The organism is Acinetobacter sp. SwsAc6 (genome assembly GCF_013391565.1).
GTDB lineage: Bacteria > Pseudomonadota > Gammaproteobacteria > Pseudomonadales > Moraxellaceae > Acinetobacter > Acinetobacter cumulans.
This window is the reverse complement of record NZ_JACAXE010000005.1, coordinates 1-17,665: the sequence shown is the minus strand read 5'-3', so window position 1 is coordinate 17,665 and position 17,665 is coordinate 1. Positions and strand designations below refer to the sequence as shown.

Sequence of the window (17,665 nt, the reverse complement as noted above, 5' to 3'; positions counted from 1 at the left end):
TGTAATAGATTAAAATAAATGCGAAAAGTTAAGTATTTAAAAGCTTTCTAAAATTATGAGAAAAACTGAAGTCTACCAAATCCGCTTGGATTCCCAAGAAAAGAAGCAAGCATTTGCGGTATTTAAACAACTGGGGATTACACCAGCTCAAGCTGTGCGTCTGTTTTTCAAGCAAGTTGTACTTACAAAATCTATCCCCTTTTCGATTGAAAATCAAAACATCAATCTTGAACAATTAATTCGTTTACGCAAACTGAAGCAACAAGATGTGAAATCATCTGTGGCAGCAACAGATGCAGACAATATGATGACTTCAAGCGATATAGATTTAGATGATGAGCATTTAGATATCTTTGAGGAACTCAATGCCATTTTGGGCGAAGGTGACAAAACTTAACACTGTCGTATTTTTAAACAATTTAAAAATCACAGTTTTTTAATTATTCGTTATGCTTCATGCAACCCTCTAATTTTAAGCATGGAGTAAAGCATGATTGTAAGACGCGCTGTAGAATCAGATTTAAAGCAACTTGCAATATTATTTGATGAATATCGCCAGTTTTATGGTGCTTCTTCCAATTTAGACCTTTCTTTTCAGTTTTTAAAACAACGCTTTGCTAATCAAGAAAGTGTGATCTTCATTCATATTAAAGATGATCTATTTACGGGCTTTGTCTTACTGTATTTAGGTTTTTCTTCTGTTGCTTGTTCTCGTTATTATCTCTTAGATGATGTTTATGTCCGACCTGCCTTTAGGCGTCAAGGCTCTGCCAAACAACTGATTGATACTGCAATCTTATTTGCACGCCATGAAAATGCGCAGCGTATTAGCTTAGAAACACAAAAGAATAATTTTCAATCGCATGCATTATATGAGTCTATGGGTTTTGTAAAAGATGAAGAATTTCAAACCTACCATTGTTTTTTAAAATAAGCCCCAAATAGTTATCTTTGTAAATTCAGCGATCTTTGTATTTAAACAAAATCATGCAACAACAGCATCTATCAATCGCATGCGTAGTTCCAATCCACGCATGCACAACATATCAGTCAATTTAACTTTAAAAAGCTATTCAGCGCGTTGCTTTGCTAATTCAATTTGCGCCTCAGTTAAATAAACCCACTCACCTTCTGCTAAGTGATTTAACTGTTCCAAGCCCAATTGTCCAATCTGCGCCCGATGTAATTGCTCTACCTTATTCCCTACAGCCGCAACCATGCGTTTCACTTGATGATACACACCTTGATGCACAGTAAAACGTAGTTGCTTCTCTGCTAAGCGTATAGCTTCTGTAGCAGCAAATATACCGCTTTCATTGCGTAGCTCTACACCCAGCTCAAGCTGTTGTAGCTGCGCGTCTGTTACATCATCGGCCGTATACATTTCATAAACTTTTGGCACATGCTTTTTAGGATGCGTTAAAGCCTGCAAAAACTGACCGTCGTCCGTTAACAATAACAAGCCTGTTGTGTCTTGATCTAAACGACCCACACACTGTAAACCTCGATTCATTAGCGCATCATCAAAAAACTCAAACACACTAAAATGATGGGTCGCCTGATGTGAACATTCATAGCCTTTAGGCTTATGTAGGGCGATATAAACTTTTTCTCGATAAACATAGTTTTGACCATAAACTTGAAACGCTAACTGATCCAAATTTACTTTATATTTGAGATTATCAATCAACTCACCATGAATTTGAACAGCACCGCTTTTAATTAACTGTTGGCAATATTTACGTGAACCAAAGCCCTGTGACTGCAACATTTTTTCCAACAACATAAAAGCACATCTCAAATAAATCGCCTGATATTCTAAAGGATCATGATCTGAAACCCAACTCAAAACAATGCAGCGGAAAATCGACCTGAGCCACGATCAGTATAAATATGCTTTATACTCTACTTGTCAATGCAAATCTTATATCTCCCGTGATGACCCTTTCCAACCTTGATTTAAACCTTATTGTCCTAATTGTTTTATTGGCGTGTGGTGTCTTTAGTCATAACACTGCTGTAACCATTGCAGCAGCTGTGCTCATTGTGTTTCGTATTACGCCTTTAAGTGAATACTTTCCTTTGCTGCAACAGCATGGTTTAAATATTGGCATCATCATCCTGACCATTGGTGTACTCACACCAATCGCCAGTGGCAAAATACCTGGCGATGAAATTTTGAAATCCTTTTTCAATTGGAAATCCTTATTTGCCATCGCTATTGGTGTATTTGTGGCTTGGTTAGGTGGTCGTGGTGTACAACTGATGAGTAATCAACCTAATATTGTTGCTGGATTACTGATTGGTACAGTTGCTGGGGTTGCTTTATTAAGAGGTGTACCTGTAGGACCATTAATTGCTGCAGGTATTTTGTCACTCATTATTGGGCTTGGCCAATAACACAGCTTGATCAGCTTCGCCCTAAAAAGATCAAATGGCAAAAAAGTTATTCTTCTATAATTAAAAGTTGTATGTACTTTCACACATCTTAGTTATAGCAAAAGCCAACAGAGTTAATGTGTTGGCTTTGAATGCCTCCCAACCAAAGCTCCCCCCAAAAACTTAAGCAGAAGTTTTGGGCTGAATTGCAAATAAGCGCTGTGTAAGCACAATACCCAGAATAGACAGAACACTCATGAGCACACCGACCCACAACCAAGTTCCAGTGCTAGACACCAATAATGCGATACTTGGCGGTAATAAAAATTGAGACAGTGCAGAACATTGTAAAATCATCCCCACAGTAGTGCTAATAGCCATAGGACTTGGGGAAAAATGTAGGGCTTGTGCAAAGATACTTCCCGCTACCAAGCCACCAAATAATGAAAAGCCAAAAACCAGTACGTATTGCAGCATAAAAGGCAAACTGTCTTTTGCTGTATAAAAAAGTAGTGCACAAGCAATTAATACAACAAATCCCAAAATGACCAGCAGCTTCGCCTGCAAGCCTCGTTGTAACAGTAACCCACAGATAAAAGTACCTACGGCATTTGCGATAGATACACTTGCCGTAAGCAATCCAGCCAAAGTAGGTGCAATATGATTTTGCTCATAAATCGTCGGTAAAAAGCCCACCAAAGCAAACCATTGCCCTGCATAAGTTCCAAATATCAACGCGAGTAACCATGCTGGCTGATGCTGCAATGTAAGTTTAATTAAAGATTTTAGCGGTACAGCTTGTGAAGAAGGCGTTGTATTTGGAATAAACCATGCAATACCAATTAAAAAGCTCAATGTAATGAATGCATAACTAAACCAAACCACAGACCATGACCAACTTTGAATCAACATAGGTGCAGTAATTAAAGCAATGCCTACTCCTCCGCCCATATAAGCCGCCCATAAGCCCATTTTGGCCGGTAAACTCTGTATAGGTGCCAACTCGCGAATAAGCGCTGGCCCACTCAAGGTAACCAGTAAAAAGCCAAAACCTTCTATAATTCGCATGCTAAATAAAGACAGTACCGACTGCGTGAGTCCGGCACAGATACTGGCTAAAGTGAGTAAACTGAGCCCCAACAACACACAACGCTTTAAACCTAACTTTGATACATAACTACCAATCAGCAGCGCAAAGCACATCCCTGCACATTGTATACAGGACAATAGTAAACCCGACTGCACCAAACTTAAGCCTAGCTCAGCCTGTAAAATAGGGATAGCAGCGGGTAATTTACCAATATGCATCGCAGCGGCAAAACCAGCACCAATGATGAGTAAATCCTTTGCAAACCATTGTACTTTTGCTGACATTTAATAAAATCTTTTACTTGAATAAGGCAGTAACATAACAAATATAAGATTTAATTAATATCGTCGAAAAATATAAATTAATATCTATTTACGATAATTTAAGCCAAAAAAAATTAGATTTTAGTAAATAATTTATTAATTACTCTCATTTTGTATCATTCAAACTTATTCAATTAGATCAAAGCATACACCTGACTTTGCATCACTTTTCCATCTTCCAAATATACGGTCACAGCTTGGCGATGATATTCCACGCCTTCAAACTCATCCAAATATTCCCAGTGATCCTCTAAATGCTCAGATATAAATACATAGCCCTGAACAGGATTTCCATCATCTTTCAAACGAATTCCAGGACTACCTAAAGCCGCACCCCAACCGCTATTTTCTAAGTTCCCCAATATATAGCCTTTAAACCATGTGCCACCAATTCGCTCCATCACATGTGCATTCGGCTCACCGAGGCGTAAAGTGCCGTATACAAATAAACTTTGCATATTGTGTATTTCCAATTTCATTGTCTCTGTACTTTAACGTTCAAATTTAAAAGCCACTTATTTCAACCCAAAGCGGAGGAAATAAATGGCTTTATTTATGAATCAAAATATTAATTCAATCTATATTTAGATTAACTATTCAACAAATAACAAGGCCAAACGCACTTGGTCATAACCCATACGCGGGCTGGTCTGTTCCACAATCGGACGTAATTTAATGCTACCGTCATCATTAAAATGTTCGGCATCTTTACGCTTCATTAAGCGTTTATAAATTTTACGGACTTGTTCCACTGCTTCTTCACCCGGATGAGCAACAGAAATATCGAGCGCCTGTTCTTTTTGCAAGCGAGCCAAGTGATTAATAATTGTCGCTGGAGTTAAACCACGCTCTTGTGCAATATCTGCTATGTCATAGCCATCTTCAAACAATGCTCGTGTTTCATCCAAAGTAGCTGAACCATAACTTTGTTTCGCACCATTTTTGGCGATTTTCTTTTCATTACGCTCAATTTCATATTCATTTAATGTGCCACCACAGTGACGAATAAATGCTTTATGTTGCGGGGTTAAATCAATATCAGCAAATTGATTTTCTGCTTCTGCAGAAAGCTCTTGAAAACGTCGATCTGCTTTAATAGCCAAACTATCTAACTCAAGTGCTTGCTCATTAAAACCTAATAATCTTAAGCCTTGTAAGGTTTTTAAACGCGACAAGGCAACATAGCCTTGGCCTTTTTCAAAAGTATGACTGAGATTAATCTCAGCAGCTTCTAAAGTCATACCTTGTGATTTATGAATGGTAATTGCCCATGCCAAACGCAGCGGAATTTGCTGAAAACTGGCAATGGTTTTGCCTTCGTCATTGTCAACTGACCATGTTTCAGGCTCCACAATTAAAGTCGTACCATCTGTAAGTTTAACTTTAGGCAATACACCGTATTCATCGTCTTCTTCAAAGCCAATTACTTCACCCAAACTGCCATTGATATAGCCCACATCAAAATTGTTTTTTACAAACATGACTTTGGCATTTTTCTTTAAATTGAGTGTTTCTGGCGCACGTACAGATGATTTTAGCGTTTCGATGAGCTTTTCATTGCCATCACACTGCGCATCAAACTGCTTTGCTTCCTGCTCAATTTCATTTAAATGTTTGAAGTTAATACTGTCCACATCCATATTGTGGGTATATAAACGTGTAAAGGTATCGCCAATATCTTGTGTGCGTGTTTGTTTTAATGCTTCTAAGTGTGCAGGACCAATCGTTTGCGCACGAATTGCATTTAAAATATCATTTAAATAGTCATTGCCTTGACGGTGTTGCTCAGTCAAATAACACACGCGAAATTTGGCTTCGACCCAAGCCTCAGACATAAAGCAAAACTTATCGCGATTGCGTTCTTCATTACGGCCTACAGGTGGCAACTGGAAAAAGTCACCAGCCGCAATGACTTGAATCCCACCAAAGGCTTCATCACTTTCTTTAAAAAACTTCAGGACTTTATTCACCAAGTTGAGTTGCTTGGCATGTAGCATCGAGATTTCATCAATAATCAATACTTGGGCATTTTCTAAATGCTCTTTTAAATATTTACGTTCTTTTAAGCGTTTGAGTTCATCTTCAGAAATCGCATCTTTAATGCCTATGCCCGCCCAAGTATGAATCGTCATGCCATTCATGTGTGTGGCTGCAATACCTGTAGATGCTGTAATCGCAACCGTCACCTTGCGCGCTTTTAGATAATTAATATATTGATTTAAGGTATATGTTTTACCCGCACCTGCCGAGCCTGTTAAAAATACGTTTTCACCAGCTTTTAATAACTTGAGTGCGGTTTCCTGATTCATAAGACCTATACCATTAAAGAACCGCTATAGCCTACCGACTTTTACCTCAAAAGTTAAGCTTCATCCGCCAGAGTCTGTCGCGTATTGAATCGTACTTTGCTTGAATCAAATGGATTGTTGATTTCGTAGATTCAGAAACTCAATAAAACGACAGGCAATCATTGTTGCTGTTACTTGAGCTTTTTTATTATGAGCATGTTCCAACTGATCAAAAATCAAGACTTCATTTTGTAATACGCAACCTAAAGTCATCGGTGCGAGCGTTGAATCGAGTGGCATCACATGAAAAGCCACATATTCACCTTCTATAATCCGATGTGCATAACTGGCGGCCAAACAATGCCGAAATACTTTAGACTCTTGAATAATGCGGTCTATAGATGTCAACTCTTCAATCAACCATTGTTCAAACTGTATTTGCGGCGAATGACTCCACGCACTCCATGATGCTTTTAAGCAGTCTTTTTTGAGCTTGGTCATAATTTCTTCTTTTTGAATTTCATCATGCCAAACAATCGCCTGCTGATATAAGCCAAACCATGTCACATTCTTGGCAATGACTTTATTTTCTGCAAAATATGCTGTGAGGTAATCACGGACATAAGCATCAAATAACGACTCCCGGGATTGCTCATGAACTAAATAGAAACGCTGACGAAAATCATCCAATTGAATACGGTGACGTCTTAAGGTACTGTGAAAATTTCTATTTTGCTGAGTTTCTGGGCGTATAAACGCAATCAACTCGGTTGCCAAAGGCTGGGTAATCTTGGCCAAATGCTGTAAATACGCCTGCATCACTCGACTGAGTGAGGCATAAACTCGTTTTTCAAGTGTTTGGTCTTCACGTGCAATACAACGAACCAAAGCCATCCACTCATCTAAATACAAAATAGAATGGCTTATTGCAATACGATGATCATCCATCGCCTGTTGCGTCCCTTGTAAAACGGCATGGGTATTGTTTGGATGCTCAAACCACTGTTCCTGATTTGCAAACTCATAACACCGACTAATAAACATGCGAGCGGCAGCATATTGAAAGTACTGCAACGTCGCTAAAATAATTTGAGGATGTTGCTGACTACAATCAATAAAGCTTATGGCCGTCATGGCTACACGTACACTGCTATGCTGGATATTTTCACTAACCCAATCGATCACTTCACTTGATTGACGGTACAACCAATTGACAGTGCGCATACCATCGAAGAGTGGTAGCTTCGCCGCTTTTTTTTTTGCCAAATTCATGTATTAGCCTGTACAAAATGTTGCTTAGATAAAATATCTGGCTGTTGCCATACTTCACGGTGCATCAGGCGTAAAAAAACCAACATTTTAGGTTGCTCAAGCGCATGCCGATATAGCAGTTCAATATCCGCTCGATGTTCCTGTAAATCATTTAAATTAAAGCGTTCTACAAAGTTTAAAGACATAATTCGATACAAAGGTGCATCTAAAAACTGCGTCGCGGTATAGCCAAACTCATAAAAGCTTCCCATCAAATTCTGCACAGGCAAGAATTCTGTCTCCATTAATAGATCAAAGCAAAACATCGTTTTAAATTGTTCGATCACTGCTTTTGGAATAGCGACACCTTTACGGCGAAAATTTTGCAAAATGGGCGTTTTGTAATACTTGGCTTTTATCATTAAATGATCAGTGATTTCAGCTTGTACTTGCGTAATTTGCTGTAAAAAAGCTTCTGCCCGCTGTTCAACCCCACAGCACTGATAAATATATTCAAGTAGTAACTGTTTAAGTTTTTGCGCCTTGCTTCTGAGCAAAAGCGAATGCTGTGGCTTACGATCACCCGTTAAAAAGTAAATTTCATGTAAAAAGAACTCCTCCAACGCTTCGGCATGTGGTTGCCCAGCAACAAAATGCATGTCAAATAAAGTTGGTGAGCTTAGACAGCTCAAACTTGTATAACGTTCTGGCGTATGAAAATGAATGGAAAACAATTGATTCGCCAAAACAATACGTTGCTTTGCAGGTTCAATTTTGAACATGTTTTGCGAAGTAATGTTTCCGGCCAATTCAATTTGATCAATATACAGGCGATTTAAACCCTGTGAAATACGTAGTAACTGTTTCGCAATCGCCACCAAAGAAGTGGTAACGTCTTTTTGATCCATCCCCCACTCCTTATTGATTCATACATTTTATTTATTTCTTCAATATAGGAAATATTCGCTCTTTGCTCCAGTCTTTTCTATAGCCTGAGCGAATTTATGGCTTATGTGAAATACACTTTAGCGCTACGCTACCTTTATACAGCATAGTCAAACTCAAGCGTTTTTACAGTATAATTTAATGCGCAAAAAGATCGTGTTGTTGCTCACGATATTGTTTTAAATCAGATATTCCCTGATAAATCTGTTGCTGTATGTGCTCACGAAATGCTTTCAACTCCTCCACATCTTGAATCTGCATCAGACTTTGACGGGGCATAAATTGAAAATAAAATGGTAATCGCTTTGGAATTAAACTTTTAGGTAAAGATGGAATGACCTCTCCATGCCTTAACAATTTCGCTAATCTTGGGACTTTGAGCAAGGTTTGAAAAAATTTAGTATTCACTACTGTTGAAGCATCTACACCAATTTCATAAGCTTCATCACCACCTAAGGCAGCAAAAGGTACAATATCATAACTAAACTCTTGCGCCAGTTTTAGAAAGCCGTAACGCTCTTTCCAAATCAGCTGATAAGCTTCGCCTTTACGTTTCAGCACCTCACGCCCACCACCTGGGAAAACTAAGATGGAATAGCCTTGTTGCATCACGCTACGGACGTATTCTTGTACACCGTCCACCGCACCAAACTTTTTGACAATCTCACGCCAAACAGGCAAATAAAAATGGCTATGGTCAGCAATACTAACCACAGCCACTTTATGTTCATTGTACAGGTAGTCGATAATCATCGGTGCATCAAGCACACCATACATCGTATGATTACCCACATACATTGCAGGTATAGATGCATCAATATATTCTGCGCCTAAAAAAGTTGGCTGAAAATATTGCTTGGAGATCGAACTAATTCGCCCAATCCATTTTGCATCATGTTGTACCTGCACCTATGTACCTTTTACATATTTACTGTTCAGTCTATAAAGACCTAAAATCAGGATTTATGCAACGTGTTTTTGTACGAGGATTGAACCTACTGAATAACCCGCACCAAACGAACACAATACGCCATATTCACCGTCATCCACTTGGTCTGCAGTACGGTGTAAAGCAATAATGACACCTGCTGATGACGTATTTGCAAACTCATCCAAAATAATTGGTACTAAATCTGCTTTTGCATTTTCTTTACCTACCACCAATTTCAGAATTAATTCATTCATACTGGCATTGGCTTGATGTAACCAAAAACGCTTCACATTTGCGGGTTCAATTTCATTTTTCTCTAATTGCTTTGAAATCATTTTCGCAACTAAAGGACAAACTTCTTTAAACACTTTACGTCCGTCTTGGCGGAAACGCTTATCATCAGTATCCGTCGTTTCACTTGGATTTAAGAAACCAAAGTTATTGCGAATATTGTTTGAGAACTGGGTAAACAAATTAATGTCGAGCACTTCAAAACCAGTTTTGCTTGTTGTTTCTTCAATAATTGATGCAGTTGCAACATCACCAAAGATAAAGTGACAATCACGCGAACGGAAATCTGTATGACCCGACGTAATTTCAACGTTAACCAACAATACGCGACGAGCACCAGCTTTAATCGCATCATAAGCTTGCTTAATACCGAAAGTCGCTGCTGAGCAAGCCACATTCATGTCGTATGCATAGCCTTGAATACCCAGCGCAGTTTGAATTTCAATCGCTACTGCTGGATATGCACGTTGCAAATTAGAGCAAGATAAAATCACCACATCGATGTCTTCTGCAGTAACACCTGCATTTTCCATCGCTTGTTTAGCAGCAGTCACGCCCCATTCTGCTTGAATAGATAATTCATCATTTGAACGTTCACGCAACAATGGACGTAAACGCTTTGGATCTAAAATACCTGTTTTCTCTGCAACATAACGACGCTTTACGCCTGACGCTTTTTCAATAAATTCTGCGCTCGAACCACGACGAGCCTCTAGCTCACCTGCTGCAATTTTTTCAGCATTGTCTTGGTTATACTGTTCCACATAAGCATTGAGACCTTCTACCAGCTCTTCATTGGTAATAATGTCTTCTGGATGATATAAACCCGTACCTGTAATGCGGATGCCCATGTAAAACTCCTTTTTGAAATTGCCACTATCTTAACTGATTCCAAGTTTTTCCCATAGTTTTTGCAACCGGGTTGGAGAAATTGGCATCTTTGTTTTCATTGGTTGTGAAAATAAAGAAATGCGTAATTCCTCGACCATGAAATACAATTCTTTTAGTCGAGCATCGTTTTTAAACTTAAATAATTTTTCCATCCATGGGTCAACTTGATCAATGGCAGAATTGTCCCTTTGCAGATTATTTGCTAAGCGATCTAAACGCAACACCAAGGCCTTTAAATAACGCGGAAATTCTTGCCAAACATCGGTTGGTTTCACATAAACAAAATCTGATAAATTCATCAAATCTAGCTGATCTTCAATATCATCAATATTTTTTCCAAAGATAGAATCATCTAAAACCAGCAGTTTGCGACGGATATCCTGCCATTGAATAAAAATTTCACTTAATGTGGCCAAGACCTGCTGACCATGAGTTAAGAAAGATTTCTTTACATTTAAAACCAAGTTTTGATACTCCTGCTCATTGACAGGAAGCTCATTTATTGCAACTTGTAGTGTGGCATAAACTAACATTTGCTCTAATTTTGCTTTATCACCCAATGGCGAATATGCCAAAGCTAAAGGTTTTGAAATCTGTTTTTTTAACTGACGAACTACATCACCCAATTGCATATACACCAAACGAATCACACCTTCACGATGCTTTCGCACGGCTTCTGCTTGGTCATTAAAGGTTTGTATCACAACACCCGATTCATCTTTTTGCTCTAGGCTCGCAAAAGGTTTTACAGAAACCAAGGCCTGATATTGCTTAACCACCACCCCTGTCACTTTTTGTGAAGCTTCAAATACAAAAGACTCTGGGAAGCTTTTGAATTCACCTTTTAATTGTTTGACTGGGCTATGGGTTTCTGTGCGGCAACGTGCTTTTAACTCACTTAAATCACGACCTTGTTCAACCATTCGGCCTTTTTCATCAATGACTTTAATCAGTGGTTGTAAATATTGCTCAATACGATCAAATGAAAAATCTTTTTCTGTGATTTGATCCCCACGCAGTTGATAAGCCAAAAAGCTAAAAATATGCTGATTCAAATGTACAGCATCAAGTCTTGCCATCAACTTTTTCGCGGTGTCTGGGATGGGTACCAAGCCACGGCGTTTATCTTTAGGTAAAGACTTTAATAACGCTTCGATCAGGTCCTCACGCCAACCTGGAATTCCCCAAGACCAAATTCCTTCGTCTACTTGTGGCAAGGCCTGTAGTGGAATTTTAACCGTTGCACCATCTTCATCATGACTTGGGTCAAAATGATAGGTAGCCGCCAATCTCAGCTCACCATTACGCAAATAATCTGGGAATTGTTGCGTTGTTGGGCGGTCATTCAGCCAAAGTGCATCATCTTCAATAAATAAATAACGCGGTTGCTGTTGTTCAACAGTAGCACGCCAATCCTCAAAACTACGTCGGCTTGCAACTTCAGCTGACACTTTAGATGCATAAAATTGATAAATCGTTTCTTCATCCACCACCAAATCACGACGACGCAATTTATCTTCTACACGCTCTACTTCTTCAAGTTTAAGTAAATTGTGCTTTAAGAATGGTGGGATTACACCTAAATTCCCTGTGGTTAATGCATCACGCAGGAAGATTTCATGTGCCGCAGGTTGATCGACTTTTTCATAATTAATTTGTCGCTTCGGCTCAATAATCAAACCAAATAACGAAATTTGATCATAAGCATTTACCACACCTGCTTTTTTCGACCAGTGTGGTTCAAAATAATGATGCTTTAACAAATCACGCGCAGCCAACAAAATCCACTCGGGTTCAATTTTGGCCAAAGTACGCAAATACACCTGAGAGGTTTCAACCATTTCAAAAGCCATCACCCAAGGTGTATTGGTTTTATGTAAGGTAGAGGCTGGAAATACACGCGCTTTTTGCTGACGTACCGCCATGAATACATTTCGTTCATCTGTTTTGTTGGCAATAAACGACAGCAAACCCGTTAATAAAGCACGATGTAAATTTTCATAGCTGGCTTTCTTTTCGTTAAATGACAGCTTTAAACCTTTAGCTAAGTCAACCAACTGCTCATGCGTCTTTTTCCATTCACGTAAACGCAACCAACTTAAAAAGTGAGTACGGGCAAATGAGCGTCGTTTATTTTCACTCATGCTTTCGCGGTTATCGTTTAGCGTGTCCCATAATTTGGTATAAAACAAAAAGTCGGAATCGGCCTCGCGGAACAAAGCATGTTTTTGGTCTGCTTGCATTTGCTTATCGGCAGGACGTTCACGTGGATCTTGCACAGCTAAAGCAGCCACAATCACCAACACTTCATTTAACACACCAAAATGAGTACCACCTAAAATCATACGTGCCAAACGTGGGTCTATCGGCATTTTTGCCATTTGCTGACCAATTTTGGTTAATGAGTCACCCTTGGCATGAGCATGATTGCCTTGCTGAGCATTAGACTTATCTGCCATTGCGCCAAGCTCAATTAAAAGCTTACGACCATCATTGACTAAACGGTGATCTGGCGGCTCAATAAAATCAAAATCTTCTAATGAACCCAAGCCTAAACTTTGCATTTGCAAAATTACAGAAGCCAAATTTGTACGTTTAATTTCAGGTTCTGTAAATTCTGGACGGCTCTGAAAATCTTCTTCCGAATACAAACGAATACACACACCCGGTGCAATACGACCACAGCGACCTTTACGCTGATTGGCCGCTGCTTGTGATACCGCTTCAATTGGTAGACGTTGAATGCGTGAGCGATAGTTATAACGTGAAATACGAGCAAAACCACTGTCAATCACATAACGAATATTCGGAACAGTTAACGCTGTTTCTGCAACGTTGGTGGCAATAATAATGCGTCGACCACCCCCAGTAGGGTTAAAGATTTTTTGTTGCTCGGCTAAAGCCAAACGTGCATACAGTGGTAAAACCTCCGTATGACGTGGGCCATGTTTTATTAACGTTTCTTGTAATTCACGAATTTCTTGTTCAGTGCTGGCAAAAATCAAAATATCAGCATGCTCTGGATGGCCTTTCGTTTGCGCATCCTGAAAACATTCTTCTACTGCTGACACCACAGCACGGGGCAGATTTTCTTCAAAATCATCAAATTCGTCGTCATCACTGCCCACAATACTCAGTTCTGAAATAGGGCGATAGCGCAGTTCTACAGGAAAACTACGGCCTTCGACTTCAAAAATAGGCGCATTGTTAAAATACTGACTAAAGCGGTTCACATCTAATGTTGCAGACGTAATAATCACTTTTAAGTCTTTACGACGTGGCAATAATTGCTTGAGATAACCCATGATGAAGTCAATATTGAGCGAACGCTCATGTGCTTCATCAATGATAATCGTATCGTATTTGGTGAGAAAGCGGTCATTGGCCAACTCTGCCAATAAAATACCATCCGTCATTAAGCGTACAAGAGAATCTTGCGAACCTTGTTCATTAAAACGAACTTTAAAAGAAATTGCCTCACCCAGTTTTTGCCCAACTTCTTCTGCAATACGTTGTGAGACACTACGTGCAGCCAATCGGCGTGGTTGCGTATGGCTAATCATCCCCGTCAAACCACGGCCTGCAAGCATTGCAATTTGAGGTAACTGTGTGGTTTTACCCGAACCTGTTTCACCAGCAACAATAATCACTTGATTGCTTTGAATTGCATCAATCAATTTGTCTGCATATTGAGTTACAGGCAAATCTTGATTCAACTTGATGTTTGGAATGCTTTCCACACGCTCAAGTACTTTGAGATGTGATTTCTCAAATAATTCTTGATATTGCTTTTCATTGGCGTCTTTGCCTTTGCGCAATCGATTTAAACGGTGAAGATCACGTGCCATCACCATATTTTCTACATTTAAACCTTTTGCAACCAAGTGAACGCCCTACAACTATCTGAAAACGCCCTATTCTACTCGTTTTCAAATAGATTCCCAATCTCCTGATGTCCCGTTTCAAACATTCAAATAGACTTTAGCGTCAAACATCACAATTCAAACCGTTCTATACCGCTCAGCTCTACTTTTTAGTGCATACGATTTAAAAATTTGCTTGTGCCTGCTTTAACAAAATGTCATGCCCAAATTTGAGTCCAATAAAAAATAAAGATGACTTTTTTAAAATCTACCCTTGAATTTTCAACTCACTGGCATCATGTTCTTAAGCGAGTATTTGGGTCGATCATTTTGTCATTTAGACATCATATTTTTCATGCTAAATGAACAGAATCATCTGACTTTAAGTCTGTGGATATTTTTCTAATTCGGTTTTTCCGATATTTGTAATGTAAAAATACTATTTCAGCAATGACTTAAAGTTCGATACTCTATTGGAAATCAAATACAAACCTCAATCATGGAGACAATGATGAGCTTAATTAATACTGAAGTTAAACCATTCAAAACTACTGCATTCCAAAACGGTCAGTTCATCGAAGTAACTGAAGCTGATCTTAAAGGCAAATGGTCTGTAGTATTCTTCTACCCAGCTGACTTCACTTTCGTTTGCCCAACTGAACTTGGTGACCTTGCTGACAACTACGAAGAATTCAAAAAATTAGGCGTTGAAATCTACTCAGTTTCTACTGACACTCACTTCACTCACAAAGCTTGGCACGATTCTTCAGAAGAAATCAAAAAAATCCAATACGTAATGGTTGGTGATGCGAACTGGACTCTTGCTAAAAACTTTGACGTATTAATCGAAGCTGACGGCCTTGCTGACCGTGGTACTTTCGTTATTGATCCTGAAGGCAAAATCCAAATCGTTGAAATCAACGCTGGTGGTATTGGCCGTGATGCTTCTGAACTTCTTCGTAAAGTTAAAGCAGCTCAATACGTACACGCTCACCCAGGCGAAGTTTGCCCAGCTAAATGGAAAGAAGGCGACGCAACTCTTGCTCCTTCAATCGACCTAGTTGGTAAAATCTAATTTCTAATTAGATTAAACTGATTAAAAAACCGCGCTTTTAGCGCGGTTTTTTTATTTTACGAAAGATAATCTAAAAGATTAAATCTGGTACATTCATAACCATTTTAGGGATTTACACCTAAAAAGCTAAAAGGGGCTGTCTCTACAAATTTAGCCGTAGCATCACCTGCGTATGCAATTGCCTGATCTTTGCCTAAATTCAACTTACGTGTTTGAGACTGCTTGAAGTTAATTTGTTTTAGTCCACCCAAAATACATTCGGTGACACAGCAGACTCAAAGTAATATTTCAAGTTTTTATGGTCCGCCACAGTACGCCAGCGCGTAGAAGAAATATTTGGTTCTTCTTCTGTATTTAAACCAAAAGGCACAGGCACATTGCGAATCACACTAAATACACTGGCTAAGCTAAACTGAGTCTCTGCATTTTTAGGAATGGCATGAATATAAAACGAAGCACGTGCAAATCGATCAGCGGCGCGATTGGTGCCCGGTAAAAAAAGTCGTTCCACCAATTTGCTTCCAATATTGGTTTAACGCCAATTGCTGATCAAATATTGGGGAGTTGGTCATCACTTGATAACTTGCATCATGATGAATCACTTGCTTTCCAGCAAGATATTCAATAATCGCGCTATCCCCAGTCGCATCCGATAACGATAAATGCAAAGTTGCTAAGCATTGTTCGCCGGGGACTTAATCAGAAATCACAGCAAAGGGATCTTTTTGTAAAAATTGAACAGCTTCTGCCACAGTGGCAAAATTATCCAACATGTATTGCGCCCAAAGTGAAATACTCAGTGTTGGCTTTTTAGTTTGCTCCAGTTGTGGGTATTCAGCTTCTACCAACCAGAGTAAATTGGCATTCAAACCCTTTTCATTTAAACCATCTGTGGTCGCAATATCATAGCCTGTAGCAATCACATTGCCATATTTTGAGGTCCATTGTGTCGAGTTCTTGCCTGCATTACCACTTCGTTTCACCCCTTAAGGTAATATCCAAAGGTTAGTACCCACATCACTTTTCCAATCCATGTAGCGGACCGTCATTACATTTTACCGCTCCCCTTGAAATACCACACGAGTACATGCATCTGCCCAAGAACTTAATAGCAGGCCTGATATGACCATCATACTACATACCGTTTTTTTCATACGCTTACCCTCTAGATGAATCTTTTAATCGCAATATTTTTTTTAAATTGTAATGTGCTGAGTAAATCTACTTTGCATCTCCACACGTGAACCTACAAACAGTATGCGGAACTTTCACGGCTTATGCTTTGTTCTGATATATAATTCTTATCACAGACAATGCACTTTTGACCATACACTCCTCATTATCATAAATTTCAAATATTTATTATTTTAACCGCGCAAATCGCTATGGTGAGCATATTCACATCATATTGCTCATGACCTTGGCTTGAAAACTGATTATTTTTTGTTACAAATCTATGCTATTAGCATCTCTTAATTTAACTTAAGTTCAAGAGACAGAAGAAGTTCTGTAATGAAAAAGATTGATTCAGATTAAATCAACAAAGGGAGTAGCTTATGGGAACACCGATTGCTGTAACGTCCTGGAAATATAGTGCATCATCACGCTATTTAACAATTTTTTATAATAATGGCTCAGGTGATCTTTACCACCCTGTCCCCGCTTTTGTATACGACAATTTAATGCGATGTAATGATAAAACCGCTTTTGTGCATAAATATTTAGAATACGATTTGCACTTTACTCGGCTCAGCATTCAGTGAATTTCTCTAGCTTTCATGCCATCAATCTTGATGGCATTGTTATTTTATGATGCAGGGCTACATTGTTCAGCCCTGCCACATCTACCTTAAACTGCCTGAATAAACTTAAAGCGTGGCAATACGTCCCCGTTGTATTCAACTGTTTCTAAAAACATGCTTAATGGACGAACCCACATCGAATACTCACCGTACAAGCATTGGTATACCACCAATTTTTCTGCCGTTTCACTATGTGTAGCGACTGAAAATACTTGATAAAGTGGTCCTTTATAATGCTGATAAATCCCGCGTTGCAATTCCATATTCTCGTCTCCGCGCTAAATAATCGCATCATAACGAATTTTTAATTCGTAAATGCAACTTTCACTTGAAATCCAGAGAATCAACCTTATCTATTAAGTTGAAATTTCAAATGAAATTAACCAATTATTTATAAAACCGATTGTTTTTATAAAAACAAACTGTTTTATCTATTTTTATATTTATCTTATTCTTATCCCATCAAATATACATTTACTCCTTTGGAGACGTTAGCAATGTTAGATCAAAATACTTCTGCACAATTAAAAACTCTT

General features: G+C 38.9%; 15 protein-coding genes and 1 pseudogene. 5 read left to right on the top strand and 11 right to left on the bottom strand.

What is annotated here, in order from left to right:
* The first annotated feature begins 55 nt into the window (after positions 1-55).
* Both HYG93_RS04765 and HYG93_RS04760 read left to right on the top strand, forming a co-directional pair.
* Positions 56-397 carry a type II toxin-antitoxin system RelB/DinJ family antitoxin gene (locus HYG93_RS04765; protein WP_106985824.1) on the top strand — a complete coding sequence of 114 codons (342 nt, stop codon included), beginning with the start codon at positions 56-58 and terminating at the stop codon, positions 395-397.
* Between the two features lie 93 nt (positions 398-490).
* On the top strand, positions 491-934 hold the full coding sequence (locus HYG93_RS04760) for an N-acetyltransferase (protein WP_106985825.1): 444 nt from the start codon (positions 491-493) through the stop codon (positions 932-934).
* 135 nt (positions 935-1,069) lie between these two features.
* Here HYG93_RS04760 and HYG93_RS04755 read toward each other — a convergent pair whose 3' ends face one another.
* Positions 1,070-1,786 carry a pseudouridine synthase gene (locus tag HYG93_RS04755; protein WP_106985826.1) on the bottom strand — a complete coding sequence of 239 codons (717 nt, stop codon included), beginning with the start codon at positions 1,784-1,786 and terminating at the stop codon, positions 1,070-1,072.
* 152 nt (positions 1,787-1,938) lie between these two features.
* On the opposite strand from HYG93_RS04755, the gene HYG93_RS04750 reads away from it, so the two are divergent.
* The gene (locus HYG93_RS04750) at positions 1,939-2,400 is read left to right on the top strand and encodes a DUF441 domain-containing protein (protein WP_106985827.1); all 462 of its coding nucleotides are present in this window, start codon (positions 1,939-1,941) and stop codon (positions 2,398-2,400) included.
* A 162-nt stretch (positions 2,401-2,562) separates the two neighbouring features.
* Here HYG93_RS04750 and HYG93_RS04745 read toward each other — a convergent pair whose 3' ends face one another.
* The 8 genes from HYG93_RS04745 to hrpA all read right to left on the bottom strand — a co-directional run bounded on the left by HYG93_RS04745 (position 2,563) and on the right by hrpA (position 14,243).
* Entirely contained in the window at positions 2,563-3,753 is a 1,191-nt protein-coding gene (locus HYG93_RS04745; RefSeq protein ID WP_106985828.1) for a CynX/NimT family MFS transporter, read from the bottom strand.
* A 173-nt stretch (positions 3,754-3,926) separates the two neighbouring features.
* Positions 3,927-4,250 (bottom strand): gamma-glutamylcyclotransferase family protein, encoded by a 324-nt coding sequence (locus HYG93_RS04740; RefSeq protein ID WP_106985829.1) that lies wholly within the window; start codon positions 4,248-4,250, stop codon positions 3,927-3,929.
* Positions 4,251-4,385: 135 nt separating this feature from the next.
* Entirely contained in the window at positions 4,386-6,101 is a 1,716-nt protein-coding gene (locus tag HYG93_RS04735; RefSeq protein WP_106985830.1) for an AAA family ATPase, read from the bottom strand.
* A gap of 105 nt (positions 6,102-6,206) precedes the next feature.
* Entirely contained in the window at positions 6,207-7,352 is a 1,146-nt protein-coding gene (locus tag HYG93_RS19325; RefSeq protein ID WP_256733389.1) for a hypothetical protein, read from the bottom strand.
* Positions 7,349-8,239 (bottom strand): hypothetical protein, encoded by an 891-nt coding sequence (locus HYG93_RS19320; RefSeq protein WP_256733388.1) that lies wholly within the window; start codon positions 8,237-8,239, stop codon positions 7,349-7,351. The genes HYG93_RS19325 and HYG93_RS19320 overlap by 4 nt, the downstream gene beginning before the upstream one ends.
* Positions 8,240-8,414: 175 nt before the next feature.
* Positions 8,415-9,185, bottom strand: coding sequence for a 1-acyl-sn-glycerol-3-phosphate acyltransferase (locus HYG93_RS04725; RefSeq protein ID WP_178961922.1), 771 nt, complete (start codon positions 9,183-9,185; stop codon positions 8,415-8,417).
* A gap of 54 nt (positions 9,186-9,239) precedes the next feature.
* Positions 9,240-10,349, bottom strand: a complete 1,110-nt coding sequence (locus HYG93_RS04720; RefSeq protein ID WP_106985833.1) for a beta-ketoacyl-ACP synthase III — start codon at positions 10,347-10,349, stop codon at positions 9,240-9,242.
* A 30-nt stretch (positions 10,350-10,379) separates the two neighbouring features.
* A complete protein-coding gene (hrpA, locus tag HYG93_RS04715; protein WP_178962036.1) occupies positions 10,380-14,243 on the bottom strand; it encodes an ATP-dependent RNA helicase HrpA in 3,864 nt (1,287 codons plus the stop codon).
* Positions 14,244-14,763: 520 nt separating this feature from the next.
* On the opposite strand from hrpA, the gene ahpC reads away from it, so the two are divergent.
* Positions 14,764-15,327 carry an alkyl hydroperoxide reductase subunit C gene (ahpC, locus tag HYG93_RS04710; RefSeq protein ID WP_067767636.1) on the top strand — a complete coding sequence of 188 codons (564 nt, stop codon included), beginning with the start codon at positions 14,764-14,766 and terminating at the stop codon, positions 15,325-15,327.
* Between the two features lie 104 nt (positions 15,328-15,431).
* On the opposite strand, the pseudogene HYG93_RS19630 reads toward ahpC, so the two are convergent.
* Positions 15,432-16,481, bottom strand: a pseudogene (locus HYG93_RS19630) (linear amide C-N hydrolase).
* Between the two features lie 402 nt (positions 16,482-16,883).
* On the opposite strand from HYG93_RS19630, the gene HYG93_RS04690 reads away from it, so the two are divergent.
* Positions 16,884-17,090: a KTSC domain-containing protein gene (locus tag HYG93_RS04690; protein ID WP_106985834.1), complete on the top strand. Its 207-nt coding sequence runs from the start codon at positions 16,884-16,886 to the stop codon at positions 17,088-17,090.
* Positions 17,091-17,176: 86 nt separating this feature from the next.
* On the opposite strand, the gene HYG93_RS04685 is transcribed toward HYG93_RS04690, so the two are convergent.
* Positions 17,177-17,392, bottom strand: a complete 216-nt coding sequence (locus HYG93_RS04685; protein ID WP_106985835.1) for a DUF1653 domain-containing protein — start codon at positions 17,390-17,392, stop codon at positions 17,177-17,179.
* Positions 17,393-17,665 lie beyond the last annotated feature (273 nt).

Excerpts from the sequence above, each read along its gene's own strand:
- HYG93_RS04755 (WP_106985826.1), bottom strand. The coding sequence starts at position 1,786 with ATGTTGTTGGAAAAAATGTTGCAGTCACAGGGCTTTGGTTCACGTAAA.
- HYG93_RS04765 (WP_106985824.1), top strand. The coding sequence starts at position 56 with ATGAGAAAAACTGAAGTCTACCAAATCCGCTTGGATTCCCAAGAAAAG.
- HYG93_RS04735 (WP_106985830.1), bottom strand. The coding sequence starts at position 6,101 with ATGAATCAGGAAACCGCACTCAAGTTATTAAAAGCTGGTGAAAACGTA.
- HYG93_RS19320 (WP_256733388.1), bottom strand. The coding sequence starts at position 8,239 with ATGGATCAAAAAGACGTTACCACTTCTTTGGTGGCGATTGCGAAACAG.
- HYG93_RS04690 (WP_106985834.1), top strand. The coding sequence starts at position 16,884 with ATGGGAACACCGATTGCTGTAACGTCCTGGAAATATAGTGCATCATCA.
- HYG93_RS04745 (WP_106985828.1), bottom strand. The coding sequence starts at position 3,753 with ATGTCAGCAAAAGTACAATGGTTTGCAAAGGATTTACTCATCATTGGT.
- HYG93_RS04685 (WP_106985835.1), bottom strand. The coding sequence starts at position 17,392 with ATGGAATTGCAACGCGGGATTTATCAGCATTATAAAGGACCACTTTAT.
- HYG93_RS04740 (WP_106985829.1), bottom strand. The coding sequence starts at position 4,250 with ATGCAAAGTTTATTTGTATACGGCACTTTACGCCTCGGTGAGCCGAAT.
- HYG93_RS04760 (WP_106985825.1), top strand. The coding sequence starts at position 491 with ATGATTGTAAGACGCGCTGTAGAATCAGATTTAAAGCAACTTGCAATA.
- hrpA (WP_178962036.1), bottom strand. The coding sequence starts at position 14,243 with ATGGTGATGGCACGTGATCTTCACCGTTTAAATCGATTGCGCAAAGGC.
- ahpC (WP_067767636.1), top strand. The coding sequence starts at position 14,764 with ATGAGCTTAATTAATACTGAAGTTAAACCATTCAAAACTACTGCATTC.
- HYG93_RS04720 (WP_106985833.1), bottom strand. The coding sequence starts at position 10,349 with ATGGGCATCCGCATTACAGGTACGGGTTTATATCATCCAGAAGACATT.
- HYG93_RS19325 (WP_256733389.1), bottom strand. The coding sequence starts at position 7,352 with ATGAATTTGGCAAAAAAAAAAGCGGCGAAGCTACCACTCTTCGATGGT.
- HYG93_RS04750 (WP_106985827.1), top strand. The coding sequence starts at position 1,939 with ATGACCCTTTCCAACCTTGATTTAAACCTTATTGTCCTAATTGTTTTA.